Annotated in this window: 16 protein-coding genes and 1 pseudogene; 14 read left to right on the forward strand and 3 right to left on the reverse strand. The window is 69.3% G+C overall.

Annotation, left to right across the window (positions count from 1 at the left end; all coding sequences use genetic code 11):
• The first annotated feature begins 1,609 nt into the window (after window positions 1–1,609).
• Entirely contained in the window at window positions 1,610–2,224 is a 615-nt protein-coding gene (locus ACF07B_RS06565; protein WP_392177982.1) for a hypothetical protein, read from the forward strand.
• 69 nt (window positions 2,225–2,293) lie between these two features.
• Here the strand turns inward: ACF07B_RS06565 and ACF07B_RS06570 are convergent, their stop codons facing one another.
• Window positions 2,294–2,761: an SAM-dependent methyltransferase gene (locus ACF07B_RS06570; RefSeq protein ID WP_392177983.1), complete on the reverse strand. Its 468-nt coding sequence runs from the start codon at window positions 2,759–2,761 to the stop codon at window positions 2,294–2,296.
• Between the two features lie 28 nt (window positions 2,762–2,789).
• Complete coding sequence (locus ACF07B_RS06575) at window positions 2,790–4,175, reverse strand: Tat pathway signal protein (protein WP_392177984.1); 1,386 nt, start codon at window positions 4,173–4,175, stop codon at window positions 2,790–2,792.
• A 341-nt stretch (window positions 4,176–4,516) separates the two neighbouring features.
• Between ACF07B_RS06575 and ACF07B_RS06580 the strand changes: the two genes are divergently transcribed.
• The 12 genes and pseudogenes from ACF07B_RS06580 to ACF07B_RS06635 all read left to right on the forward strand — a co-directional run bounded on the left by ACF07B_RS06580 (window position 4,517) and on the right by ACF07B_RS06635 (window position 22,278).
• A complete protein-coding gene (locus ACF07B_RS06580; RefSeq protein WP_392177985.1) occupies window positions 4,517–5,035 on the forward strand; it encodes a hypothetical protein in 519 nt (172 codons plus the stop codon).
• Window positions 5,036–5,094: 59 nt separating this feature from the next.
• Window positions 5,095–5,604, forward strand: a complete 510-nt coding sequence (locus tag ACF07B_RS06585; protein ID WP_392177986.1) for a hypothetical protein — start codon at window positions 5,095–5,097, stop codon at window positions 5,602–5,604.
• A gap of 401 nt (window positions 5,605–6,005) precedes the next feature.
• Window positions 6,006–6,251, forward strand: a pseudogene (locus ACF07B_RS06590) (radical SAM protein); the annotation flags it as partial.
• Window positions 6,252–6,342: 91 nt separating this feature from the next.
• Entirely contained in the window at window positions 6,343–6,834 is a 492-nt protein-coding gene (locus tag ACF07B_RS06595; protein ID WP_392178767.1) for a hypothetical protein, read from the forward strand.
• Window positions 6,831–6,980 (forward strand): hypothetical protein, encoded by a 150-nt coding sequence (locus tag ACF07B_RS06600; RefSeq protein ID WP_392178719.1) that lies wholly within the window; start codon window positions 6,831–6,833, stop codon window positions 6,978–6,980. The genes ACF07B_RS06595 and ACF07B_RS06600 overlap by 4 nt, the downstream gene beginning before the upstream one ends.
• 60 nt (window positions 6,981–7,040) lie before the next feature.
• The gene (locus ACF07B_RS06605; RefSeq protein ID WP_392177987.1) at window positions 7,041–7,844 is read left to right on the forward strand and encodes an aminoglycoside phosphotransferase; all 804 of its coding nucleotides are present in this window, start codon (window positions 7,041–7,043) and stop codon (window positions 7,842–7,844) included.
• Between the two features lie 786 nt (window positions 7,845–8,630).
• Window positions 8,631–9,797: a hypothetical protein gene (locus tag ACF07B_RS06610; protein ID WP_392177988.1), complete on the forward strand. Its 1,167-nt coding sequence runs from the start codon at window positions 8,631–8,633 to the stop codon at window positions 9,795–9,797.
• A complete protein-coding gene (locus ACF07B_RS06615) occupies window positions 9,787–13,098 on the forward strand; it encodes a hypothetical protein (protein ID WP_392177989.1) in 3,312 nt (1,103 codons plus the stop codon). The genes ACF07B_RS06610 and ACF07B_RS06615 overlap by 11 nt, the downstream gene beginning before the upstream one ends.
• Window positions 13,088–15,922 carry an RNaseH domain-containing protein gene (locus tag ACF07B_RS06620; protein ID WP_392177990.1) on the forward strand — a complete coding sequence of 945 codons (2,835 nt, stop codon included), beginning with the start codon at window positions 13,088–13,090 and terminating at the stop codon, window positions 15,920–15,922. Before ACF07B_RS06615 ends, ACF07B_RS06620 begins: the two co-directional genes overlap by 11 nt.
• A complete protein-coding gene (locus tag ACF07B_RS06625) occupies window positions 15,919–16,578 on the forward strand; it encodes a hypothetical protein (RefSeq protein WP_392177991.1) in 660 nt (219 codons plus the stop codon). The genes ACF07B_RS06620 and ACF07B_RS06625 overlap by 4 nt, the downstream gene beginning before the upstream one ends.
• 214 nt (window positions 16,579–16,792) lie before the next feature.
• Entirely contained in the window at window positions 16,793–20,785 is a 3,993-nt protein-coding gene (locus tag ACF07B_RS06630) for a hypothetical protein (protein ID WP_392177992.1), read from the forward strand.
• Window positions 20,786–21,306: 521 nt separating this feature from the next.
• Window positions 21,307–22,278, forward strand: a complete 972-nt coding sequence (locus ACF07B_RS06635) for a Twin-arginine translocation pathway signal (protein ID WP_392177993.1) — start codon at window positions 21,307–21,309, stop codon at window positions 22,276–22,278.
• Window positions 22,279–22,496: 218 nt separating this feature from the next.
• Here the strand turns inward: ACF07B_RS06635 and ACF07B_RS06640 are convergent, their stop codons facing one another.
• Window positions 22,497–22,688 carry a hypothetical protein gene (locus ACF07B_RS06640; protein ID WP_392177994.1) on the reverse strand — a complete coding sequence of 64 codons (192 nt, stop codon included), beginning with the start codon at window positions 22,686–22,688 and terminating at the stop codon, window positions 22,497–22,499.
• A gap of 186 nt (window positions 22,689–22,874) precedes the next feature.
• On the opposite strand from ACF07B_RS06640, the gene ACF07B_RS06645 reads away from it, so the two are divergent.
• Complete coding sequence (locus ACF07B_RS06645; RefSeq protein WP_392177995.1) at window positions 22,875–25,856, forward strand: hypothetical protein; 2,982 nt, start codon at window positions 22,875–22,877, stop codon at window positions 25,854–25,856.
• Window positions 25,857–26,193: the final 337 nt, after the last annotated feature.

The following is a 26,193-nucleotide window of genomic DNA, read 5'->3' on the forward strand; positions in this document are numbered from 1 at the left end:
CGGAGAGCCTGAAGGCTCTTAAGTTGGCCTGGCGGCCAACTACGGGCCTGACGGCCCGTTAGGTTGCTGTCGCCGTGCCTGGCGGCACGGCTGTGGATGTAGTGCGGGTGTTGGCCCAGGCGGGCCAACTTGTTTTGGTTTCCAGGGGTGTTGGCGGGCCTGACGGCCCTCTCTCTCAAGAGAGAGTGTTCTGCCTGGCGGCAGAACAGGCGCCTTGGTGACGGCCCCTCCCCTGACGGGGAGGGAAAAGTGGACTGGGGTTGAGGTGCCGGCGCCTGCCGGCGCCGTTGATGTCATAACGAGGTGGTTGCACAGATATCCGGGTTGGCTACGCTCCCCTGCCGGGGAGCCTGGGGTGAAGTGGTGTCAGAGCTTTCGCCTGACTGGGTGTCTGTTTTCTTTAGTGGATGGGGAGTTCTCTCTCCCTTGCCTTTGCGTCGTTTGTGCGGGTGATGGGGTGTACACGCCTGACGGCGTGCTGGCTAGTCGGCTTGGGCGCCTGGCAGGGGGCGCCCAGACTGCTCTGGTGTGTGGTTGATGCGTCAGGGTGCGGGGTTCTGGGAGGGTGGGGTTATGGCTGGCGAAGGTTTGGTGTCTATGACAGTGAAGGTGTCGCTGGGCACGCGGTCTCGGCTGGAGGCCGTGGTGGCGCGTCATCGTGCTCGGCGGCGAGAGCTGGCGCGTGATGTCCGGTGGAGTGTTGAGGGTTTGAGCCGGCGTGAGGCGGATGTGGTGCGTGCCCGGTGGCGCGCAGAGGTGGCGGGGTTGCGAGAGAAGGGGCGGCTGCTGGACACGGTCGACTCGTTTGTCCTGTACGGGGTTCGTCATGAGCTGGCTGTGCGGGGGTGGGTGCGGGAGTGGCCGGAGGCAGGGGGTGGGGGTATGGGTCGTTGGCCGGGAGCTCGGGACGGGGGGTATCCCGAGGCTGTGTCGTTCCGGCTTCCTGCCGGAGTGGCCCAGCTCGTTCGAGCGGGGTGCTGGTCCGTGTCGGCCGAGGCCATCTATGTGCTGCGGGATTGGCGCGACCGGAATCCGGGGGTGGTGATCACCCGGGCGGGGCGGGATTCGGGGGCGACGGAAGCGTTGGCGGAGTACGAGCGATGGGCGGATCAGGTGGTCACTGTGGGTGACTTTCTGCGGGCCGGACTGACATGGGGGCTGGTTCAGCATGGGCTGGGTCTTAGTTTGCAAACTTGAAAAGTGCTGCTCACGGGCACTTTTTGCGATTGCTGGATCCTATACTTGCGGTCTATCTTCAAGTCTGCTGGTTCATCACATGCTGTGAGGGATTGGGAGATTGCTGATGACCGTCTTGTACGAGGACTGGGGGCAGGTGCCATGGTCCATGGCATCGAAGACTCAGCTGCTGGCAGCTGATCTCCCCAGGGAGCCTGCGGGAATGGCAAGCGGCCGTGTGCGCACCTATCACCGCGGACGTCGCTCGGTGGTGGACCTGTACCGAGTGGAGGCCACTCAGCCGACTGCTGCATCCGCGCGACAGTTGGAGGCTGCGGCATGCCGGCGCACCGGTGTGGCCCACGTGTGCGGCAAGTGTGGCGCTCTCGGCGATCGGCCTCTCGTCGTCCGTGACGGGGACAGGCTGTGCCCGATGTGCCAGCGGATGCGTGAGGTGGCAGCGTTCCAGGTGTCGTTGAGAGAGCGGCGTGGGGTGCTGGCCCGGTGGGCACGGGGCGTGCTGGAGGATTCCCGGCATGCGGTGGTGTGGGTGGAGATGCTGGAGGGCGGCCGGACGGCATCGGGGCGAGCGCGTCCTGCCGCTGCGGCTCATGTCACGGCAGTGGACTGGCAGGGTGCAAAGCTGGTGGACGTGGTGGTGCGGCTGGCTAGCACCAGGAGCCGTGAGGTACCGGAGGGAGCGTGCCCTCGTGACGCAGGGGTGAAGGCGTTGGAAAGTGCGCTGGGAGGGTTGCGAGTGCTGGCCTGGACGCAGGCGCAGGTGTCGGCGCTGACGCGCCGCTTGGACTCGGTGGGGTGCCCGTTGCCGCTGGCGGTGGTCAGCGATCTGCCAGGAGCCGACTGGGACGGGTGGCAGACGTCGCTGCGCGATCGTGTCGCGCAGTGGCGGGGCCAGTTGGACCCTGCGTCGGGGGTGTTGTTGCCGGCGTGGGAGCCAGGGCGGGCTGACCGTCTGTGGCTGCTCCTCGCGCGCATGGCGATGTCCCGTGAGTTCGCCAATTCTGAGGAGACTTCGGCGGCGAGCTGAAAGCCACGCTACAGACGGCCACCGACCGTTTCAGGAGCCGGGGGCGAACTCGCGGGATCCCGCGGCGGACTAGTTGCTGGCCCAGTAGTCCTTCAGCATCTCGCCCGGCCATTCAGGCTCGCGCACATCGCCCCGGGGCCCCATCTCCTGGAAGTAGGGGGCCAGATCGTAGACGGGGGTGCCGTCGACCGCGTCCAGATCGGCGACGTGGAGGTCTAGGCCGTCAACCTTGATGAGCCTCGGGAAGGACGTCGCGAGCTGGTTCGGCCGCCGGTGATTGCGGTGCACGAACGTACCCGAGGGCTCCCAACGCGGATCGTTGCGCGGGCTGCGCGCGTGCAGGGCGACGTCGTCCGGGGATGCCTTGCTGAAGTGCCAGGTGACAAGCAGGTGGGAGAACTCTTCAAGGCCCCGGACGACATCGCGGGGGTACGCCGCGTTGAGTCGGATGATGGACTGGACGCCGCCCCAGTAGTCGTCTGCAACTTCCTTACGGCCTCCGACAACCGTGCCGATGGGTTCGATCTGCAGCGTCATGGCGTTCCCCTCATCCCTGGTGGCGTGATCAATCTACGGTGCGCAGGTAGTCGGCCGCCCGGGTTTCGAGCTCGGCAGCGACGGGGATGCCGCGGTGCCGGTACGGGGTGAGGAGCTGCCGCATCTCCACCACGCGCTGTCGGGCGCGGCCGGAGTAGATGCCATCTTCCATCGCATCAAGGGCCCGCGACCATGTCGCGCACGCCTCTTCCACGTTGCCAGCGGATATCTGAGTGGCTCCCAGGTATCCGAGCGTCACGGCGTGCGTGCGCTTGAAGGCCGGCCCGCGGGTTCGGACACTGCGCCCGAACTGGCCGACCGCGCCTTTCTTGTCCTTAAGGTCACGCAGCGCGCAGGCCGTTTCGTGGGCCAGCGACGCCTCTCCGAAGAAGAACGTGCGGTCTGGCTCCTCGATGCCGTCGTGCGCACTGCGCAGGTCGTCCTCGGCGCGCAGCAGCATCTTCGCGGCAGCCTGTTCCTGTCCGGTCGCGGCGAGAGAGCGCGCGTGGACGACGCCCAGCAGGGCCCGCTCGCGCGGGGTTGCCGACTGGTACCGCTGGCCGGCGACCGACGCGGTGGAAAGCTCCAGTGCTTTGTGGGGCAAGCTGAGGTCGAGCGCCTGGTGCGCCATGGCGCGAAGGATGTGCCCGGACAGGGGGGCGTCGCCTGCGCGGGCGGCGAGCTTCAGGCCAAGGGCGAAGTAGGGCTCGGCGAGGTCGTGTTCCCCGTTGTCGAACGCCATCCAGCCGACGAGGTAGGCGGCTTCGCCCGCGGCGCAGTACATGGCGCGGCGGACGCGGTCGTTGGGGAAGGAGCCGACGAGGTAGCGGTTGACGTCGGAGTGGAGGTACTCGACGAGTGCGGTCCGGCCGTGGCCGCCGCCGCGCCGCTGGTCGATGCGGGAGAACGCGAGGGTCATCTCGCGCACGCTCTCCACGTCGCCGCGGCCGACCCGCTGTCCCTTCCGCTGGCCCTGTGGTGGTTCCTGCGCCATCTCGGCCCACCATGCGTCGGCGGGTAATGCCAGGGCTGTCACCGAGTACACGCCGCCACGGAGCAGACTGCGCCGGTCCGGATCCAAGTCGGTGCTCCCCAGGTCGTTCAGCGCGATCACAGGATCGACGCGCCAGTCCAACGCCCCTTGCGCTGGTGAGGCGGGCGCTGCGAACCCGGCTTCGGCCGGTGTGACGACACGCTTCAGGCAGCGGGACAGTGCCTCGCACATGATGATGGGCGCGCGTCCGGAAGGCTGGTGACCGGCCACCCAGTGCTGGACGTGCTGCCGCGTGAGGCTGGTGTACTCCGTCGCGTTGTTCTCGTGTGCGACCCGCACGAAGGCGCTGGCGGCCTGAGCCCGTGACCAGCCAGCTTCCTGCAATAAGGCATCGAACCGTTCATTCCGATTGCGCGCCATGATGATCCCCCGCCGCACTGATGATCTTGAGTCACGTTTGCCATCTGGCTCGCGGTACTCCCGCGCTATACCCAACCTATGACTCAACTGCCCGGCAGGTGAGGGCAGCTGGCTCAAAGTCCACGCCCCGGGGAAGAGGCGTCACCCGGCCGTGAAAACGATCTTGTGTCACGTTTGGCAGTCGCGCCACCCCCGACCGGTACCCGCGGGGGCGCAATCACGGTTCGCTTTACGTAATCACCTAGTGACTCATCCAGGGGTCCTGACTGCCGAACCGCCCGCCCCGGTGGGGCCGCTCGGCAGCCGACGGAGCCCCCGTCGTAAAGCAGGGAGCCACCCCCGTGAACCGCCCAGAACAGTCCCCCGCCATCGAGCCGCAGGTGGCCGGCACCGCGACCGCGCTCCTACCGATCGTGGTCGACGCGCCCCTCCTGGAGCAGCGCTGGGCGCTTGCCGCCAACTCGGGGGCCGGACCGAACGCCCGGCTGCGCATGCGCCCGTGGCTCACGGTCGCGCGCTGGAACGGCAACATCGATGCGGCCACGCGGGTCACCGACAGGCTTGTCGACAACGCGGTCCGGCACGGCGAGCCCCTGCCCGGCGGCATCGTGCTCCTGCGGGTGTTCGTTCTCCCCGAGACCGAAGAGCTGGCCATCGAGGTCCAGGACGGGCGCCCGGAGTTCCCCGGGTTCGAGCAGGTGGCCACCCAGAGCGGTGAGGCCCGCAAGGCGCCGCCGGGACTGTGGTGGGTGCGCCACTACCGCGGCCAACTGGCGTTCGACGTCATCCAGGACGGGGCCCTGACCATCGGCAAGACGGTGCAGGCCATCATGCCCACGACCTGGGACGGTGCCCGGTGACGCATACGCCTCTCCCCCAGCGCACAGCGAACCGGCGCGGCCGCGTATCGGCGGAACCCGTGGAGTTCGCCGTTCAGCACCTGGACGCCGGGGACGTCGCGCAGGACATGCAGGACCTGGCCGCTCGGGTGCGGAGCCTGATGGATCTCCAGCAGGGTCGGCGGCTGCGCTTACCGTTAGGCGGCCGGTTCTTCGACGCGGTCGTGACTGCCTCCGGCCCCGAAGCCCACGCCGTCGTGGACCTCATGGACGAAGTCCAGCGTGTCTGCGGCGCACGCTTCGGCACCCGCTCCTGCGGCCCGGTGATCGACGACCCGGAACGGGACCGGTTCATCTGGCTCGTGCCGCCGGGCACGCACGCGGTCTGGGACAACGACTTCGGCATATGCCGGGGCATACCCCACGAACTCACCCTGCCTTCCATGCAGCAGACAGGGCCGCCGGGCCCGTATTTGCTGCGCCCGTGCCGCGGTGACCGCCTCGTGCCGCACTGGCCCCTGGCCGATCTCCTCAACCGGTTCAAGCCGGGTCCGGTCCCGCACGAGGCACTCCTCAGGACCATCTCCTGATCCCCGCGTGCGGCGGCGCACGCCCTGAGCCCGCCGCCGCACGCGGTCCAACTCCCCTGCCGACGGGCCCAGACCTGTCCCCCGGCGGCAGGGGCCCGACCGTGAGGGGGAACGACATGCGCGAGCTCGTCGCCACACCGTTCGCAGACCGCCGGCTCGTGCTGCGGCGAGGCAGCCCGAAAGCCGTACAGCTCCCCCACTCCAGATTCGAGGAGCTGCGCGCGCTGGCCGCCGTCCCGAGCAGCGTGCCCGGGTGGCTCGCCGATGCCGTGGCTGCGCAGTGGCAGATGGACGTTTCCGGGCAGGCCCTCGGTGACGTCCTCCTCGTCTGTGAACCGGGACCGTACGCGTTCAGCCGGGCGACGTGGGAGATCAATCTCGGCTGCGACTACGACTGCGAGATGTGCTACCTCGGGGAGAAGCGGTTCGAAGGCCTCGACATGGACGGCAAGCGCATCCTGTTGACGGTGATGCGGGACGCCGGGGTGATCTGGCTCCAGATCACTGGCGGGGAGCCGCTGATCGATCCGGACTTTCCCGAGTCCTACCGGTTCGCCGCCGAGCTGGGCATGCAGCTCGAAGTGCTGTCCAACGGCTCGCAGTTGCGCAGGGACCGTGTCCTGGACGTGCTCCGCGCCTACCCGCCGACCAAGCTGACGCTGAGCCTGTACGGCGCGACGGCCGACACGTACGACGCGGTGACCCGCCGGCGGTGGCTTCGACCGGTTCCGCGAAGGCGTGGACAAGGCCCTCGACGCCGGGCTTCGCCTCGACCTGAGCCTGATCATCGTGCAGACCAACGCGCACGAGGTCGACGCCATGCGGGCCTGGGCCAAGGATCTCGGGGTGCCGTTCCGCGAGTACGCCAACATCTCGCCCACGATCCACGGCACCGCGGAAACCCTGCCGTCCCAGTCGCCCGAATACCTCACCGCCCGGAAGCCGTTCATGGGCTGCCCGGCGGGCGTGACGTTCTTCCACGCCGACCCGTTCGGCCGCGCCTCGATCTGCAAGGTCGGCCGCGAACCGAACATCAGCCTGACCGCCGAAGGCGTGCCAGGCCTTGCCCGACTCGGCCAGATCGCCGAGTCCCTCATGCTTCGCACTGGAGGATGCAGCGGCTGCAAACTCTCAGAAACCTGCCGCGTATGCCGACCGATGGCACGGGTCTTCCAGGAAGCGAAGGCACCACTCAGGAACTACTGCCAACACGGAATGAGGTCGTCATGACCGCTGTCCTCGTCGAGATCACGCCCAAGACCGCGCCCGACGCCCCCGACGCCCCCGACCCGGCCGGGATCGTTCTCGTCAGCGACGTCGCCGAGCTGACCGCGAGTGTGGAGTCCGGCTGCAACGACGACAACCCGTACAAGTAGCTCAACCCGTTGGGGCCGCGCACCGCGCGCGGCCCCAACGCCCGTACCTCTGGAGAACTCATGCCCACTCCGCGTATCACCGAGCTACCGGAAGCAGTGCGCTCGCTGATCGAGAAGGCCAGCGGCCGGATTGTCGACGTCGGGACCGTCCACGGCGGTCTCAACAGCTCCATCGCCGTCATCGTGCGGACCAGCACACGCGCCCTGTTCGTCAAAGGCCTGCCGCTCTCTCACCCCCGCGTCTGGACGCAGCAACGGGAGGCGGACATCGCCCCGTACGTCCGCGGCATCGCCCCCGAACTGCACTGGTTCGTGGAAGCCGACGGGTGGAGCCTTCTCGGCTTCCAGCATGTCGAGGGAGGGCACGCCGACTTCGCTCCCGGCTCGCCCGACCTGCCGGCCGTCTCCGCGGCCATGGCGCAGCTCGCTGAGATCCCGGCCCCCAACATCGAGCTGAAGTCGATGCCGCACCGGCTCCGCGGCTACGTCGAGGACCGGGCCGACCTGCTGTGGTTCGAGGGGAACAGCCTCCTTCACACGGAGTGGAACCCGCAGAACGTCCTCGTCACGGATGCCGGCGCCCGGTTCGTCGACTGGGCGTGGGCATCCACCGGCGCGGCGTGGATCGACCCCGCACTGTGGCTGCTGTGGCTGATCGCCCACGGCCACACCGCGGGCCAGGCCGAGGACGTGGTCTCCGCGCATCCGGCGTGGAAGCTCGCTCCGTCCCCTGGGCTCGACGCCCTCGCCCGAGTCCAACAGCGGCTGTGGGACTCCATCGCGGCGCAGAACCCTGACGAATGGGCGCAGCCGATGCAGGCCGCAGCCCGGGTCTGGAACATGCACCGGCAGCACCAGCACTGACTCGATACGCGATACGGCCCCGCTCGGCCGCCTCCCGAGGTGGACGGGCGGGGCTTTCCGCTGCCCGGAAACCCGCGCGCACGTGTGGATCGTCGCTGCAGAGATCAAGGTGCCGACGCCCGTACGAGGACGTCTGACGAGCTCCCGCGCCGAACCCGTGCGCCTCTATCTGCGGTGGCGCAGGTCCGCGCCACTGCCGGACAGCTCGTGGTGCTCCCGCGCTGGAGGGCGGTGGTGCGGCAATCGGCGCTGGCATCGAACGCACCTGGGTTACTCGCCGCGACGACCGCCTACGCGCCGCCCGTCAGGTCGTGGACGGCACCGCTCTGCCCGTCTCCAAGCCGGAGACGGGAGGCGGCTTTCCATGCGGTTCCCTGACGATCAGCTCGCCCCCTCCACCTGACGATCAGCGGCCGGTGCCGTCTGCGCTGCCGCACCACCGAGGCGGTGACCTGTGATGCGCATCTACCGGACCGCCGTCCTCGGCGTCGGCCGTGCGGGCGCCCTTGACCCCGATGTTCTCTTTGCGGCGCGTGATGCGGTCATTCTCCTAGCACTGTTGGGGTTCGGGGCGAACGCTTGGCGGCAAAGCCGTTTTGCGTGCTGTGGGGCTGTCGCGTGAAGGGGCTCGCTGTGGTGTCCCGATGCGCGCCGCTGCAACTCGCGCTCCAGGGCGGCGCCGGGGGGCGTGTCCGTGGCGGGCTGTCGACGCGTTGGGGCAGGTCACTGGGGGTTACTGTTCAGTTCGTCAGGTGACTGTCAGTGGCGGCCTCTACCGTGTGGTGGGTGAGTCTGACACAGATCGGCCCGGTGTATTCCGGGCGGGCCAGTGCGGTACGTGCTGGCGAAGTGGTCCTGAGCCTGGTGGCGTCGGGGTTGGTGGGGATGCGGGGCTGGACGGGGGTGCGGCGGCTTCAGCATCCCTATGACCGCAGTCTGCAGTTGGGACTGGACCGGCTGGCCGCCCTGTGCGTGCGGGCGGGCAGGGATGCTCCCGTCGGTGTGCAGGATCTGGTGGGTGTGTGGTGCGCCGAGCGGTCGATGAACCTATGGCCATTGGAGTTCGATCCCGATGCGCAGGTGGACGGGGAGCGGCTCCTGATCGGCGGGGAGCCGAGCGAGTTCTGTCTGGAGTGGGCGGTATCGGCCCAGGATGTGGTGTCCGAGGTCCACGAGAACGCGCTGGTCAAAGAGATCAAGAAGATGGCTGCACAGTTGGGGCGGCCGGAACTGTACGCGCGGTGGCGTCTGTTCGTCACCGAGCATGCGGTGCTGGTGCCGGACGCGTTCGTGGCGGCGAAGAACGCTGTGCTGGAGGTGCCGCAGTGGGCGACCTGGATCGAGGAGTCCTACGGGCGGGTCACGGCCGAGATGACGGTCGGCGGGCGGGCGGCCGTGTGCGGCGGTTGCGGTCAGTGGATCTCCCCTCGGGCGGACGGCCGGGTGCGGTGCAGGGTGTGGCGTTGCGCTCGGCGGCCTGATCTGCCGGAGCCGAACTGGGTGGAGGCGCGGGGGGCTTGGCGGCTGGAACCGGAGCTTGTGCGGTTCGTGGCGCTGCCGGGTGGGCCTGAGCTGGATCTCGCGCGGCAGCTGGCGGCGCGGGGGGCTCGGGTGGTGCTGTATCCGAAGCTGGACGCTCTGGACCTGGTGGCGGTGTGGCCCGACGGCTACAGCGTTGGGGTGGATGTGAAGGACTGGCGCAGCCCTTATCTGCTGGCCCGGCGGATCAAGATGTTCCCGGCGTGGGGTGCGGATGATCCGCACGCGTACGGCCGGGGGTGCCTGGTGGTGCCGTACGACCGGGTGCGTGCCAATCCCAACTATATGAAGATCCTGGCGCGGCGCAGCGAGGCGTTGCGGGCGCAGCCTCAAGTCGAGGTGATCTCGGACAGGGATCTGGTGGCGTCCTGCCCTGATCTGGGTGTGATGGGGGAGGTCGTCTGTGGCCCGTGATCGCAGTGGCTGGTACAGGGGGTTCGGGCAGAAGCTGAAGCGGGCGGCCAGGAGCAACGGCCTGGGCCGTGTGGATGTGCGGCTGGTGGCGTCGGTGGAGCTCGGGCTGTTCGCGCTGGAGTCGTGGGCGGCGGGTGCGGCGGCCGGGGATGCCTGGGCGCTGATGGGCGGCTATGAGTTCCGGACGCGTGAGCAGCGGGCGGTGGCGAGTTCGGCGGCGTTGCGGTGGCTGGTGAGCGAGCTGAAGAGCCAGAGCGACTGGGGCAAGGCTCTGCGGTCGTATCAGGCGTTGCCGGAGATGCTGCGGATGTTCGATGTGAAGGACCCGTCGCAGCCTCCTGAGCGGCGGGCGTCGCTGTCGGTGCTGTCGGACCGGGAGCAGGTGTATGCGCAGGCTCTGACGGGGTTGCCGGAGCATCGTGACCTGCGGGTGGCGGTGGCCGAGGAAGGTGTGCGCTATCGCATGGGGCGTGGGGACGCCAGTGTGGTGGTACCGGAGGGGGTGACCCCCGCGCCTGCGCGGCGGCATCCCGTGGGGCGGCGGCGCAAGCAGGTGACCTTGCGCTGGTCGGCGCTGACGGCGACCGCCGATCTGATGGACGCGCAGGACGTGCGGCTGGGGCTGCGCAACAACTGGCGCGGCCGGATCGATGATCTGTATCTGCTGGTCCGTCAGAGCGACGGCCGGCTGCGGAAGTCGAAGAAGCTGGTGCTGGCGGATGTGATGCACGTGGTGGGCATGCCGGCCGTCGGCAAGACCACGCTGATCACGGTCGCGGCGGTGTGGGCGGGTGCCGAGCCGCACCGGCGGCACACACTGACGGTGGTCCTCGGGGACGTCGTGGCCGTTCTCGACATGGTCACCGCGCTGTGCCGGTACGGGGTGAGGGCGGCGCCGATCCTGGGTGCGGCCAACCGCGGCCGGCATCTGCAGCAGGTGCACCGGCCGGCGGACGTGCAGGCCCGGGGACTGGTGCTGTTGGAGGATCCGCGGCTTCGGTGGATCTCCACCCAGTGCGTGCTGCAGGGGCTGGCGGAGCTGACCGAGCCGCTGGCGCTGAAGGACGCCCCGTGTGGGCGGCGGCTGTGGCCGTGGCACACCGAGGGCGGCGAGCAGCAGCGGGAGGCGGCGGTGGACTGTTCGCTGCTGCCGGTGTGCGGGCGGCACGAGGCGGCGCGGGAGTTGGTGGAGGCGGCGGTGTGGGTGGCCACGCCCGCCAGCCTGATGCACTGCCGGGTGCCCGGGCAGTTGTCGCGGTACGACATGCGGTACCTGGAGCTGGCGTGGCAGCGCAGCGACGCGTTCGTGGTCGATGAGGCCGACCGGGTGCAGATCCAGTGGGACCAGGCGTTCAGTCCTTCGCAGGCGCTTGCGGGGCCGGGTGAGGATGCCTGGCTGGACGAGGTGAGGCCGCTGTTCGAGCGGCACATGCGCCATACCCGGGGCCAGCACCTGTTCAGCGAACCGGTGCGGGACTGGTCCGTCGACATCAGTACGGCGGGGCTTTTGGTGACCCATCTGCGTGGTCTGCTGGCCGAGCACAGCCATGTGCGGGAGTGGCTCGGCCAGGGCTACTTCAACGAGTGGCGGCTGGCGCTGGGGCTGGCTGGTGAGATCGCACACCGACCACGGAAGCAGGACGGCGCGCCCCGGCGGGAACAGTCGGCGTTGTGGGACTCGGACACGGAGTGCTTTCAGCGATGGCGGGCTGTCTTCTCGGCGTGGCTCGACAACCCGTCCGGCCGTTACCGGGGGGAGGATGCGTCGGTTGCGTTCCTGCGGGACCTGACCGCACGCGGCTACCAGCGGCCGAATCTGGTGACCCAGGACCTGGTGGAGTGGCTGCGCGGACTCGAGGACGTCGTGCTCACTGGGGAGCAGGCGCTGGAGCGGCTGGCGGTGCGGTTCCAGGTGACCATGGTCGTCGCCCTGCTCGCCGAGAAGCTGGCGCTGCTGACCCGTGCCTGCTGGGAGGTGGAGATGGAGACCGGGCTGGAGGCGATGGGCTCCAGCCTCGTGCACCGTCCGCCGGCCGAGTACCTGCCGCTGGTGCCGGATTCCCCGATGGGCAACTTGCTGGGCTTCCAGTACCGGGAGCACGAGGGCGAGCTCGAACAGATCGGGACCCTGTCGTTCTTCCGCTGTTCGGGGATCGGCCGGTGGCTGCTGCTCAACCTGCCGCACCTGTATGAGGGCGCGGCCGGTGAGGGCGAGCCGGGGCCGGCGTGTCTGCTGCTGTCGGCGACCAGTTGGGCGGGGAACTCGCCGCGTTATGACGTGCAGGTGCCCGTTGCGGGCGTCCTGGCCTCCCGCACGGGCGACAGGGTGCCTTTGCACGAGCGGATCATGCTCAGGTATCTGCCGGTCAGGATGCCGTCCTCCAGTGGGGCGTCGTTCGCGGTGAGGGTGTCGGGCAAGCAGGGTGAGGAGCGGCTGGAAGCGCTGCGGGAGCTGCTGGCGGGGCTGTGCCAGCGGCAGCAGGGGCTGCGCGGGCCGCGTAAGAGCCTGCTGGAGGAGATCCGGGACGAACTGCCCGAGGGTCGTCGGCGGGTGCTGCTGGTGGTGGGCAGTTACCGCGAGGCCCAGGCGGTGCTGCAGCATCTGCTGCGGATCCAGCCCGAATGGGCCGACCAGATCCTGCAGATGGTGCCCGATGACGAGTCCGGCAGTCATCACTGGAGCGGGCAGACCATCGCCCGCGGCAAGGTGCACGCGATGGCCCGGCAGAAGGATGCATGGATCCTCATCGCGCCGCAGCTGGCCATCGAGCGTGGCCACAACATCCTCAACGACGCCCACGTCGCCGCCCTGGGCGCGGCGTTCTACCTGGTCCGCCCTCACCTGCACCCCGAGGACCTCGGCTACCACGTGCAGACGATGAACCGGTGGGCGGTGGAGGAGATCCGGCGCTCCGTCCCGTCTGCCGGCCCCGACACGACACTGGGTGAACGGGCGGTCATGTTCCGCGAACTGGCCCGCCGTGCCTGGCTCAACCTTTTGGAGGGCACGCTGCAGTACACGGCGACCGATCCCGGCTCGGCCCAGCGGCGTGCCATGGACTGGACGAACATCGTCCCGCTGGACCAGATCATCGGCCGGATGCTGCGCGGCGGGGCAACGGCCCGGGTGTATTTCTGCGACGCCGCCTTCGACCCCGGACACGACGACAGCATGCTCGTCGGCATGCTCGACGCCCTCGACGAAGCCCTCGCCGGGCCCGATGCGGCGATCGCCGGACCGCTGTACCAGCCTCTTCGACAGTCCCTGCACACCCTCGTGGAGCAGCACCGTGCGCTATGACTTCCTTCAGCCGCTTTCTCTCGTCCTGCAGTCCTTCGCCGGTCATGAGCTGGCGCAGTACTGGACGTGCGAGTTTCCCGCGAAGTGGGCGCAGCCCCTACGCGAACACGTCTTCCGGCCGGCCACCGCGGAGGGCGAGGCCGAGGAGGAGAAGCGGGCCATCCCCCTGTGGGCGGTCAACAGTGCGATCGCTGCGCTGATGCCGCAGGTCCTCACCCACGACGCCCGGGCGCGGCGGGGTCAGATGTGGCTGGCGTGGTCGGCGAATGCGGCCGAGAAGACGCCGGACCGTGCTCTGCTGGTGGAGTTCGTCAAGGGCGGGCTGATGGCGGCCGCGCAGCACCGCAACGAGCTGGCGCGGCGCCGCGGGCGCCCTACGGTGATCGACACTGCGGTCCTGGCCAGGATTCTGGACACCTTCAGCGGGCAGGATCTGACGTTCACGCGCAGGACGCTGGATCTGGGACCGGGCCTCGATCCGCAAAGCGCCGACTACACCCTGGTGCCGCACGCGCTGGCCACCTATCTGTGCCTGGCGGACTGGCACGTCGTCCACGGCGAGCCGAAGAACGAACCGGTCGAGGAGGAGGGCGGTAGGGACGAAGCCGGCGGCGAGGAGGCCCCGGACGGTGTGCTGGTGCGGGCGGTGCACACGACCCGGTGGCGGCGCACCGCCGCCCGGGACGGAGCGGAACTGGTGTCCTGGCCGCCGTATGTGTACGAGAGCAAGGGCGGGCTGCGGTATCCCTGGTCCTACACGCTGCGGCTGTCGGTGCAGACCAGGGCTCTGGAGGATGTGGTGCGGCCGCGGCTGCACGTGCGGGTCGGGATGCGCCGCTGGGCCCGGTACAACGTGTTCGACCCTAAGCGGACCATCGGCCTGCACCTGCTCTCCCCCTCCCCGTGGGCGGATGCCAGCAGCCCGTTCGGGCTGGCCTCCATGACCTGGAATCCCGGCCCGGCGGGCAAGAAACAGGGCGCCATGGAGTGGGCGGACGGCCTGGTGCCCACGCTGAAGCGTCTGGGCTCGTTCGGTTTCCTGCCCGACCCTGCGAAACTGGCCCGCGACCCGCTGGGCTTCCTGGAACCGGGCACCGGCGACGACGGACTGCCCCGGGATCCCGTAGCGGGTGTCCCCTACCGGCCCGGGCTGGGAAGGAACACCGGGCACGCCGTCGGCGACGGCGTCTCCGCCAAGGACAAGTGGCGCATCTTCAGCCAACTGGTGCCCGCCCTGAAGGGCTTCGCCACGGTGGACGAGCCGCACGTGCGGGTGCCGATCCCCGCCCGTACGCGCCTGAGTGCCGAGGAGTTGCTGCGCGTCGACCGCGGCGCACTCGCCGCGGCCGCCGGACCCCGGATCGAGGTCGTGCTGTGGTGCGACACCACCACCATGCGCGACGAGGCCCTCACCGCGCTCGCCCTCGCGCTGGACCTGCCGCTGGATACGGCGGACCAGCCCGGGCAGGTGGAGGCGTGGCAGCAGACATACGCGCTGCCCGAGCTCGAGGTGCTGGTGCGGGTCGAGCCGGTAGGGGCGCTCGCCGACGACCTCGAGGTGAACGAGAAGATCAAGCGGCGCAACGACCGGCTCAAAGACGCCGGCATCGGCCGGCAGGTGCAGGTCCGCGGTCGGCTCGGGCAGCCCGGGCCCGGGGTGACGTCCCGTTTCGTCCTGGTCGAGATGCGCGGCGCCGACGGGTTCACGTCCGCCGACCATGATCCGAAGATGGCCGTGCGGGCCGGTGCGGCCGGCTGCGGTGCGGTCACCCAGAACCTGCTGCCACCTTCCGTGTCCGCAGCCGGGGCTGGCCCCGGTGAAAACGAGGATCCCGGGGGCGACACGCCAGAGGAGCAGAAGAGCGCCACAAGCCAGCGGGAGCGCGCCCGCAGGGCTGTCGGTGACCTGCTGATCCGGCAGAGCGGGCTGATCCGTCATCCGGCCCGGCAGGGCACCACGGAACACGAGCTGCCCAATGTCGCCTGCCTGGGCCTGTGGGTGGTGCGCCGCACCGGTGACTTCAAAGCCGTCATGCCCCTGGCCGTGGCGAGCGTGCCGGACCGGCCCCACGTAATGGTGCGTCTGCCCCATTCCAGGTGGCTCACCCACCTCCAGGCATCCGTCCAACTGGCCGCCTGGAGCAGCACACGCACCTTCGAGAAACAGGAGATCCAGGACTTCTTCGCCGATTGCGTGGCCGAGTCCAGCGACGGCGGGGATCTCGCGCTGTTCACCCTCGCCCAGAACATCCGCACGGCGTGCCCGGCACTGACCAACCCGAACCTGGTCGCGGACCGGCTCGCGTTCCACCCCGATCGGCCTCTGGACGCCGGACGGCACAAGGGGCTGCGGCACGTCCGGCTGCGCACCAACGTCCGTAACGAGAGTGCACAGCACTTCGCATACGGGGCGAAGGGCCCCAAGGAGCGGGTGGGAGTGGGAGGCGGACTGTGGGCCAGCAAGGACAACGACCGGTTGTTCTTCGCCACCGCGGACAAACCCAAGACTGCGGGGCCTGGCAGCCCGGGCGGCTCCAGGCTGGAGTGGCACCATGGCAAAAACCGCGACAAACAGATCGTTCCGAAGATCGACACCTGCAAAGACGTGTGGAATCCGCAGCTGCTGGAACTGCTCGTGGCAATCAAGCGGGATGACGACCCTGCCGAGGCCTGGGCCGCCTTGGCCCATCAACGGCGTTCAGCGGCCGCGCACTTCGCCGATCCGGTGACACTGCCCATCGAACTGCATCTGGCCTACAAGCTCGGCAGCGCACTGTTGCCCTCTCACCAGCTCGAACCGATCGATCAGCCGGAATCCTCGTGACGCCGCCCGCACCGCCCACGCCGCACGGCGAGCAGCCGGGCGGGGCGGGCGGCCGTCCGCACGGTCTGAACGAGCGCCAACGGACCTATCTGGAGGTGCTGTTCACGATCGACCAGGACAACGAGAGTGCGCAGAACCGCCGCTGGCACGCCGCCCGGGAACGCCAGCCGGCCGAACAGTGGCGGTGGATCACCTACGGCATCGACCACCCGGCGGCCGAAGCCACTGCGGTCCAGCAGCAGCTGGGACAGCAGCATGTCCTCGACGCAGGCGCCGGAGCGACACTGGCCGCACTGCAGCGGCGAGGACTGATCGAACTGCGGCGAGTGGCGGTGGACGGACCCGCCGGCCCGCTCTGGAATACCCAGGTCCGGCTCACCCGCTCCGGTCGAGCCGCCGGACGATCCTTGCAGCCGGCGCCACCCGAGCAGGCCACCGGTCCCTCACTGCTGCCGGCATGGCTGCAGGCGGCGCTCGAAACCGTCGCGGCCGCCCCGGGACAAACCCTCGCCAAGATCACGATTGGCCGTGTGGCGGCACGCCGGCTGGGCCCGGGAGGGCACGGCTACATCGAGGACGCCACCGCCTGGCAGTACCGCCTCACGCCGGCCGGGCGGGCTTACCTGGCCGCTTTTCGGGGCCGAGAGCAGGACTGACGGGTTCTGCCGGCCCGGCCTGCGCGCAGCGTGCACCAAGTGCCGCTCTGCGCCGATGGGGTGTGCGGTTGGTACTCGGGGTTGCTGCCGTTCGGAGCGCTGGGCCTGGGCGGGACATGGAAGGATTCACTCGGTGATCGGGGGTGGTCGAGGGTGATCAGGGGGATCCGTGGGGTTTGTTCGCGGTGACCGGATCGATTGGATCCGGTGGTGGGTGCCGGAGGGCACCCCCATCAGGTCGTTCGGCGGGGTGCTGCCCGATCCACTCGGTGAGCACACACGGTTCATCAACCGGCAGTTGAAACAGCTCAAGGAGTTCGCTTCGCATCGGGCGTTGGTTCTGCTGGGCGAGCCGGGGATGGGCAAGTCCTTTGTACTTGAGGCAGAGGTTGCCCGGCGCCGGTCGGCCGGTGAGCACGTCGAGCACTTGCTCCTGCGGGAGTATTTGACGCCCGGCGAGGTGGCAGAAGCAATCCGTGAGGCTGCCGGAAGGTGGCGGGAGCTCGATTCATCAGGCGATTTGACGCTGGTATTCGACGGCTTCGATGAGCCGTTGTTCGCCATCCGAAACCTTGCCCACGTGATGAAGCGAGAGCTTGAGCGGCTGGACAGGGCCCGTCTGCGAGTGTTGATCACGAGCAGGAGGTCTGCCTGGCAGCAAGAACTGGGCGGGGCGTTCGCCCGGTGGTGGCCTGACGGGGCGACCGCCTCATTGGTTCTGGCACCGCTGACGGAGCAGGACATCAGACAGGCGGCGGCTACGGAGCTCGATGACCCCGACGGCTTCGTCACCCGGCTCAAGGACGCCGACGTGCAGTTGCTGGCGGCCTCCCCCATGACCCTGCGTCTGCTGCTGGCAGTTCACGCACGAGGCGGGATGCCGTCCCGGCGCAGCAAGATCTACACGCTGGGCGTGGAGGGGCTCGCTGCGGACATCGGTGCGGGCTATGCCGTTGCCTTCCGGGCGGACCCTCCTGTGCATCTGCGGCTCAAGGCGGCCAGACGACTGGCCTCGGTCAGCCTGCTGTCCGGGCGCAAGCAGATCGTCTGGCGCTCCGACCTGCTGCAGGGCGAGGGCATGCTCGGGCTGGATGAAGTGGCCGATGACGACGTGGACCTCCAAGCCCTTGAGGTCGTTTTCGGCAGTGCTCTGCTCACGGAGAGCGGAGCCGGCCGCGGGTGGACACACCGGAGCGTGCAGGAGTTTTTGACCGCACAGCAGTGCGAGGCGCTGCCGCTGGCAAGCGTAAGGAATCTGCTGGCCGATCCGGCGCACCCCGAGCGTGTTCTGCCTCAGCTGGCCGGAGTGGCCGCATGGCTGGCCGCATTGCGCTCGGACGTCACCGACTGGCTGACCACAGCGGAGCCCGAGGTCCTCATGCAGGCCGACCTGCGGGACTTCACGCAGGCGCAGCGTGCACGGGTGGCCGAGGCGATCGTGGCGAAGGTGGCAGCAACCCCGATGCCGGATATCCGCTCCGGCTATGCCGGGCTCCTCCACCCAGGCCTCGCAGCGCAGCTCGCCCCTCTGCTCGAGCCGGGTGAGCTGGCGTGGCGGCAGCGTGAGGCTGTTCTCATCGTGCAGGCCACAGGATTGCGTGACCTCGACGAACGGCTCATGGACCTGGTGGAACGGGGCGCAGGCGGCCGGAGCCGGGAAGACTACGACGAGGACGTTCAAACAGCGGAATGGGCTGCCCGGGCTCTGCAGGGGACACAGGACGGACAGGTGCTCGAGCGAGCGCGATCTCTTGCTGCTGAGGCGGCTCGTCCCTGGCCGGTGCGAGCTGCCGTCCTGAACGCGCTGTGGCCGGACCATGTGGACATGGCGTGGCTGCTGGAGGCAGTGGCGGAGTCGGACCGAACCCCGCACAGGGGCATGGGTCGGCGGATCGCGACGATGCTGGCACGGCAGGACGAGGCGGGTGGGTGCCGCATCGAGGACCTTGCTGCCTGGGTGGCGCCCTTCCAGTCCGGCTCCTACACAGAGCCTGTGGTGCGCCGACTGCTGGGCCGGTCCGCGTGGAGGTCCGTTTCGACCGACGCGGTGGGCAGCAGTCAGTGGCGTGCGGCTGCGGGACTGCTGTACGCGCTGTGGGTGGCCGGCGGTTCCGTGCAGCAAGCGGATGAAGACGGCGTCACCGCGCTGGGGCCCGAGCGGCGTCGCCACCTGGTCAAGGAGGTGGTCGGCCGGGCCGGCAACGGGCACGCCGCAGCGGCTCGGATGCTCACGGTCGGGCTGGTCCGTCTGGAAGATCTCCCGTGGTGGCTAGACGATCTGCAGGGCTGTAGTCCCGACAGGGCCCACAGCGCGCCAGCGTTCTTCGCTCTCTATGCGCTGGCGAACGTGGTGGATGACAAAGGTGCCCGCCGTGTCGTGGCCGCAGCCGAAGCGGCCACACCACGGTGGACGGACCTGGCCGAGCGATTCGCTGCGACGGCACACGGTGAACAGAGCCGTCGCCAGACGGCGTCCGCACAGGAGGACGGACCGTCGTGGGATGCCGAAGAGACTCTGCGCGCTGCGCGATTCGGTAATGTGGTACGTGCTCTGCAGCATCCAAGCGACGGGGCAGCAGGGCCACGGCCTGTTCCTGCGTGGCCCGATCTGACCACGACGCAGCAGCAGGCCATCGCCGAACGGGCGGTGTCGTTTCTGTCGTCGGGCCCTGACGCTGCGGACGAGGTGACCGCTGAGCTTATCGAGGACGCCCACCAGATCGCCGAAGCCTTCGACGGCAACCTGCTCGATCGGGTGCCGGCCGTGCGCTGGGGGCAGTGGCTGCCCGGTCTGTGGAACCTGCCGGGCGGCTACCGGGTGCTGTCTGCCGCACTCGGACGGGCAATGACGGCTGATGAGGACACCGCAATCGGCTTCCTGGATCAAAAGATGCGCACGGATGCCGCGGCCGTCGCGTTCCACCAGGGGCATCTGAGATCGGAGCGGCTCAGCAAGCAGGCCCTGGCCCTGATCGCGGACGGGAATCTCCCTGCCGGCGCGCTGCCGGGACTTCTCGACACTGCTGCCGTTGCCTTGCCGGCACAGACAGCCCCGGTGGCGCTCGGCCTGTTGCAGCATGCCTCGTCCCCTGCGTCGCGCCGCGAGAACAGTAGTTCCTCGCCCGAGCGGGACACCGCGGTTGCGGCCGGTGCCTGCCTCGTCGCGTGCCCCATGTCCCCTGCTGTCTTCGACAGCCTGATGCACGTCCTCGAAGGCGATCTTGAGCTTGCTCAGGACATCATCCGCCGGACCCATCGAAATTCCCAACACGCGTGGGCCTCGCTGACGCTATCCCAGCGGGGGCGGCTATACCTGTGGGCAAACCAGACCATGCCCCGCAAGCTCGCGGCTCCTGGAACCGTCGTGCCGAGTGACCCTGTCGACGACTTTCCCTCTCAGCTTCTCGGCCCGGTTTTCGCCGAACCGAGCGCCGAGAACGCCGTGCTCCTGGAGGAGCTTGCGGAGAAGTCCGGACGGGTGTGGCTGCGGGCCGACGCGGTACAGATGCGCGACGCGGTACGGGCCCAGGCGTGGCGTCCGCCAACACCTGGTGAGGTCCTGGATGTGCTCACCACACCGTCCCGCCGGATCATCACATCGCAGGAGCAGTTCGCTGCCGTCCTGGCCGAAGCGCTCGAGGAGATCGCCGGCGACCTGCGGGCGGACCGGGCGGTGCGTGCTCAGCTCTGGCACCGTCAGCGCCAGGACAACAAGTGGGTGGGCTATGTGCCCTTGGAGGAGCGCGAGGTGTCGGACTGGCTTGCCCGCGAGCTGCAGCGGCGGCTGCGGCAACGGGCGGCCGTCCTGCGTGAGGTCGAGATCAATCCGAACCTCGCCGGCACTCAGGGCGACATCCCCGACCTGCTGGCCGTTGCACACACCACCGGCGATCGCTCCCTGTCCGTTCCCTGCGAAGTGAAGTGCAGCTGGCACAGGGAATTCATCGACGCCATCCGGGACCAGCTCGGCCTGCGCTACCTGGCTGGCCCCAACGGAACGGCAGGCGTGTACGTGGCCGTGTATTTCAGCGGCAGTGTCTGGGACAGCAGCGACAGCCGGCGCGGCCAGTACACCCGTCGAAGTGTGGAGCAGGTCCTGGAGGACCTTCACCGTCACGCAACCGAACTGGCCGCGCACGGGATCACTGCCCACGTATGCCTTCTGGACGCCTCACTCAATGCCGACGCACGCGGTGCCGAGTGCTGACGGTCGACCACATTCACGACAGCAAACCGGGCACCGCGTTCGACTACTTCGACGCCCTCCAGGCCCGGTTGCGCCTGTCGATCATCTACTGCGGGCGCGGTGCCACCGGCATCGTCAACGAGGGCCTCCGCCAACGCGGTCGCAGCGGGCGCCCCCGCACCTCGGAGCAGTTCCGCAGCAGCCTGCCCGTCATGGAGATCAAACCGATCCCAGGAAGCCTGGCGTCTGGCGCTGGGCTGGTCACGGGCCGATGCGATCGAGGAGATCGCCGCGCTCTATGTCGATGCCGGGCTGCACCCACGCGGCTTGACCGACGCGATGCTGTGCCGCTGGGAGCACGATGCGGGCCGGTGGCCGGACGACGAGTACACCGTGATGCTGTGCCGGGCGTACGGTGCGCGCCCTGAACAACTCGGGCTGGACGCTACGGGTGGGCGTCCGGGGCGGCCGTGTTCGGGTACGGTCGGGATCACACCGCCGCCGACGACGGGCACGGCCCGCACGAACAGGAGCCGATGCGGATGACCACGGACGCGGGTCTGCCAGCGGTACGCGAGAGCCTGCATCTGGCTCTGCTCGCCAGTCCTGAGAGCAGTCCGCTCGTCGTCGATCTGGCCGAAGCAGCTGTCGAGCATTACGCGCTGGGATACAGCAAGCATCCCCCGCATCTGTTGTTCGAGCAGGTCCACGACGTCCGCAAACTCCTCACCCCGGCGCTGAAGAGCGGACCGGACAGCGAGGGCGTACGGCGGCAGGTGGGGTGGCTGTCCGCTCTGCTGGGCAATCTCGCCTACCACCTGGACGACATCAGCGGCGCCCGCGTGCACCTCGACGCTGCCGCGGCGTACGGGGCCCGGACGGGCGACCGTAGGCTCGAGGCGTGGGCGTGGGGTGCGCAGAGCATGGTCGCCCGTGCTTCCGGGCGCACGGAGGCGTCCGTCGAGCACGCCGAGCGGGGAGCCGCTATTGCTCCGCGTGGGCGGGTCCGGGCGCAGCTTCACGCCTGGGCCCTGTTGCCTGCCCTCGCTGTCGCCGGCCGTGGTGAGGATGCCGAACAGGCCCTTGCTACCGCGATGAACGAACTCGATGCGGCTGACGAACCCGAGGCTGCGGGCCGGTTCGGGTTCGATGCCGCCGAACTCGCTCTGCACCAGGCGGAGTCCTATCTCGCGCTCGGCCGGTGCGCTGATGCGCGCGCTCGCGCCGAGTCCTCGCTTGTCGGATGCACCAGCGGTACCCCTGGCTGGGCCGCGGCTTCACTCGTTCTCGCGCAGGGCGAAGCTTCCGATGCTCCCCATGACGCGGTCCAGCGGGCACACGACGTCCTCGACCGTGTCCCTGCGGCCCGGCTCCGCTCCACCGCCCGCACTCGGCTGTCCCATCTGACCGGCATGCTCGCCGGCCATGCCAGCGCCGACGCAAGCACCCTCGCCGAACGGCTACGGACGCTGCCCCCACCGATCGACGCACACGGGCAGGCCCTCACCAGCTGACGTACCAAGAGGCCGCGTCCGAGGGCTCCTTCTTTCCTTGCGGCACGGCGGCGCGAGCGGCTCGGCACCAGGCGAGGTGGCGTGAGGCGGTGCTGCGTACCGGGCAGCACTGGGCAGAACGCGGCGGCCTGTCGGCCCCTTTTGTTCGCTTTGCCTGCTGGACGGTGGCGGCGTCCCCGTCCGGGTGGCCAGCCGCGGACCACCCGGACGGGGTGTGGTCAGCCGCGGGGGCGCGGCGGGCGCGGCGGGCGGCCGCGCAGTACAGCCAGCGCTCTAAGGGCGGCCTGCCGGCGGCGGGCCGTCGGGGCGCACACAGCGGTCAGCGCGAGCCCGGCGACGGTGACGGAGTGGGTGGCCAACAGAGCTGTGATGAACGGGCTGTTGAGCAGGTCGATCAGATGGCGGGTCATGGACATGGCCTCCTTGGGTGCGGGGCTGCCGGTCTGGCGGAGCCCTCGGTTGCCCTATTGAGATCCGTCCGGGAGGTTTCCGGCGATGTCCCGGACGGCGGAAGGAAGGCGTCTACGCTGGCCAGGGCCCTGTTGGCGGGTTTTCCGGGGCAGAGGTCATCGGATGGGGCGGGCGAAGGGGTACGGGTGGAGCAGGGCACGGCGGCACAGGCATTCGCGGCCATGCTGAGAGGCTTGTATGAGAGGGCGGGCTCGCCGACGTTGACGTCGCTGGCGCGTCAGGGCGAGCGGCAGCAGCCGTCTGTCAGGCTGCCCACCTCTTCGCTGAGCAACTGGCTGACGGGCCAGTCCATGCCGTCGCAGCACCGGGCGGTGCAGTTCCTGGTCACCTACCTTTCCCAGCAGGCCGTCCAGGCGGGCCGTACGGGTGCACCCCCAGGGTGGCCGAGGCTGTGGGAGGCGGCAGTTGAGGAACGCCGGCAGCGGCGCGGCGGCCGTCCTGCCCGCCCCGCCCCGGGCAGCAGTCCCGCACCGCAGATGCCCGTACGCGGCCGCTTCGTAGCCGAGCTGCGCCCTGAGGAGGCGGTCAGCGAGTGGGAGGTGCACCGGCCCGTCGATGTACCGGCAACGGTGCCCGGCTCGCTACCGCTGTACGTGCGGCGCACCCATGATGAGATTCTGCGTTCGGTGCTGGGGCAGGCCGCTGGCGGGACGAGCAGGATGGTGGTGCTGGTTGGCGAGTCGTCCTCGGGCAAGACGAGGGCGTGCTGGGAGGCGGTGGCTGAACTGCCTGCCGGTTGGCGGCTGTGGCAACCACTCGATCCGTCGCCGGTCCAGGCTCTGGCGAACGCCCTGCAGGAGGGCATCGCACCGTGCACCGCGATCTGGCTCAATGAACTGCAGCGGTATGTCGGCGAACAAGCAGGCCCGGGCAGCGAGCAGGTCGCGGCCGGTCTGCGCAAGTTGCTGCAGGACAGCACAAACAGCCCGGTACTTGTCCTGGGGACCCTCTGGCCGGAGTCCTGGAACGCTCTGACTACCCTGCCCACCTCGGCCAAGCCCGATCCGCATCCGCAGGTTCGAGCGCTGCTCGAGGGCAGGGCCGTACACGTGCCAGCCACATTCGAGGCGCAGGAACTGGCAGACGTACGGACGGCCGGCGGCCACGACTCCCGGCTGGCTGATGCTCTGGCGCATGCCAGGAACGGGCAGATCACCCAGTACATGGCGGGTGCTCCGGCCTTGCTGGAGCGCTATCACACGGCCCCGCCCGCAGTCCGCGCGGTGATCAATGCCGCCATGGACGCAAGTCGGCTGGGCGGGGTCACGTTGATGACCGAAGAGTTCCTTGAGACGGCCGCCGAGGGCTATCTCAGCGACGACGCCTACGACGCGCTGGAAGAGAACTGGCTGCGGAACGCCCTCGCCTACACGCAGCAGCCGAGCAAGGGCGTGCGAGGCCTGCTCAGCCAGGTGCGGGCCCGCCCGGGTGCGAACGGGCCAGGCGGGCTGCGGCTGTCCGACTACATGGACCACATCGGCCGCACGGAGCAGCGGTTCTCCGCTCCCCCAGCCTCGTTCTGGCGCGCGGCACACAACTACCTGCCCGAGCCGCACCTCGTACGGGCGCTGGGACGGGCAGCGGAGGCACGCTGGCGTGATGCCGAGGCCGCTGGCCTATACCGGCGGGCGCTGGACCTGGGGGACGTCGAGGCTGGCCAGTACCTCGCCTGGCTGTGGCAGGAGCGTCAGCGGGACGACGAAGCTCGTCGTGTCGAGGAGCAGACCGCTTTCGCCGGTGACGGCGATGCCTTGGAGAAACTGCTCATGCCGCTGCTGATGCAGGAGGAGTACCAGCAGGCCGAGCGGCTCGTGCGGGAGGCAGCCAGCCGGGGCAATTCCACCGCCCAGCTCCACTTGGCCCGCGCTTTGACGGTGGACGGTGAGGCGCGAGAGGCAGCCCACTGGTATGCCGAGATTGCCCGGTGCAGTGATCCGGACGTCCTGCGTGCTTATGCGGACGACCTGCGCAAGCAAGGCGATCTGGACGGTGCGCGGGCGGCTTTGCGGGCGGCGGGCGATCGCCGGGCGATGGGTGAACTGGTGGCCTTGGCGGCCGCGTCCGGGTCCCCGGCAGAGGTGGAACAGGCTGCGCGAGAGGCCTTCGCCGCCGGCGAGGCCACTCCGTTGAAGGATCTCGCCGAGCAGGCTGAGGCTGACGGGCGCAGCGCGGACGCTGCCCACCTATACCGGGACGCGATCACCGTCTTCGAACGCCGTCGTCGGCAGCGGGACGCTGGCGTGGACCTCATCGATTTTGTGGCGGGCTCCCGATCACTGCTTGATCACCTCAACCCGGCCGTGCTGCCTATGCCGCCCGGGGAGACATGGGCGCTGCGCCAGCTGGTGGCTCTGCTGGACGGCACGCAGGGAGTTCCTGCCGGGGACGGTGCGCTGACGGAGATCGCGGAGGCCGGAAATCCGTGGGCGCTGGAGCGGTTGCTGCGGCGTATGCGTGAGCGCGGGCAGGAGCAGGAAGCAGAAGCGCTGCTGCGCAGCGAAGCGTCCCGGGCCAACCCGTGGGCGTTGTGGGTGCAGGCCCACCGTGCTGTGCACGACGAGCAGGTTCTGGACGATGACCGGGGTGCGCTGCTCAAGCGTGCCGCGGACGCTCGCGTGGGCCAGGCCGTCCGGGTGCTGATGGACCGGGCTGAGCGGGCTGGCAAGGCAAACGAGGCGAACCAATGGGCGCTGCACGCCGCCGCTCGCGGCTACACCACCCCCCTGTGGGAGCTGGTCCGGGGCCGAGAGCAGGACGGCCGGCTTGAGGCGGCCGAGCATCTGGCCTGGCAGGCGCCAGCCAGTCAGCGCTCCCGGACGCTGCGCCGCCTGGCGCAAGGCCGTACCGGAGGGCAGGTCATGCCTTTGCTCCGGCGTGCCTTTGACGAGGCGCTTGCGTGGGCGCCGGGCCTGCTCGCCGAACACCTTGAGGCTTCGGGCGAGTTCGTGGACGCTGAACGCTTTGCCCGGCTCGCCGCCGATGCAGGTGACCGGCAGGCACTAGAGGACTTGGCCACCGGACGCAGAGGCGACGATCCCGAGCGCCAGTGGCAGGCACTGCTGTCGAACGGGATGACGGCTGAGGGCGCTCCCGCCGTTCCGTGGTGAACCGCGACCCGGGCCGTATCCCGGTGCCAGGATTGCTCCGCCTCGTCCGCCCTGTCGGCACCGGCCTTCTGGCTCCCCGTTCAGGCCTGTTGAGGCGAGCAACCCGCGGCTGTCAGTGCCGGTGGCTACGCTTCAGAACCGGTCAAAAGGGAGGTTTTTCGTGATGCGCGGTCTACTGACGCCGGATGTGCCACTCGGCCCCTTCGAAGGCGTGCCGGTCACTGTGTGGTCGGCCCAGAGCAAGCAGGCAAAACTGCACGCCACGTCCTCGTGCTCCTACCTCCGCTCCGCCCACGTCACCGAGCAGCAGGTGCAGCTGGATGCTTCTGTGGTAGGC

The sequence above is a fragment of the Streptomyces sp. NPDC015532 genome (assembly GCF_043078065.1).
Classification (GTDB): Bacteria; Actinomycetota; Actinomycetes; order Streptomycetales; family Streptomycetaceae; genus Streptomyces.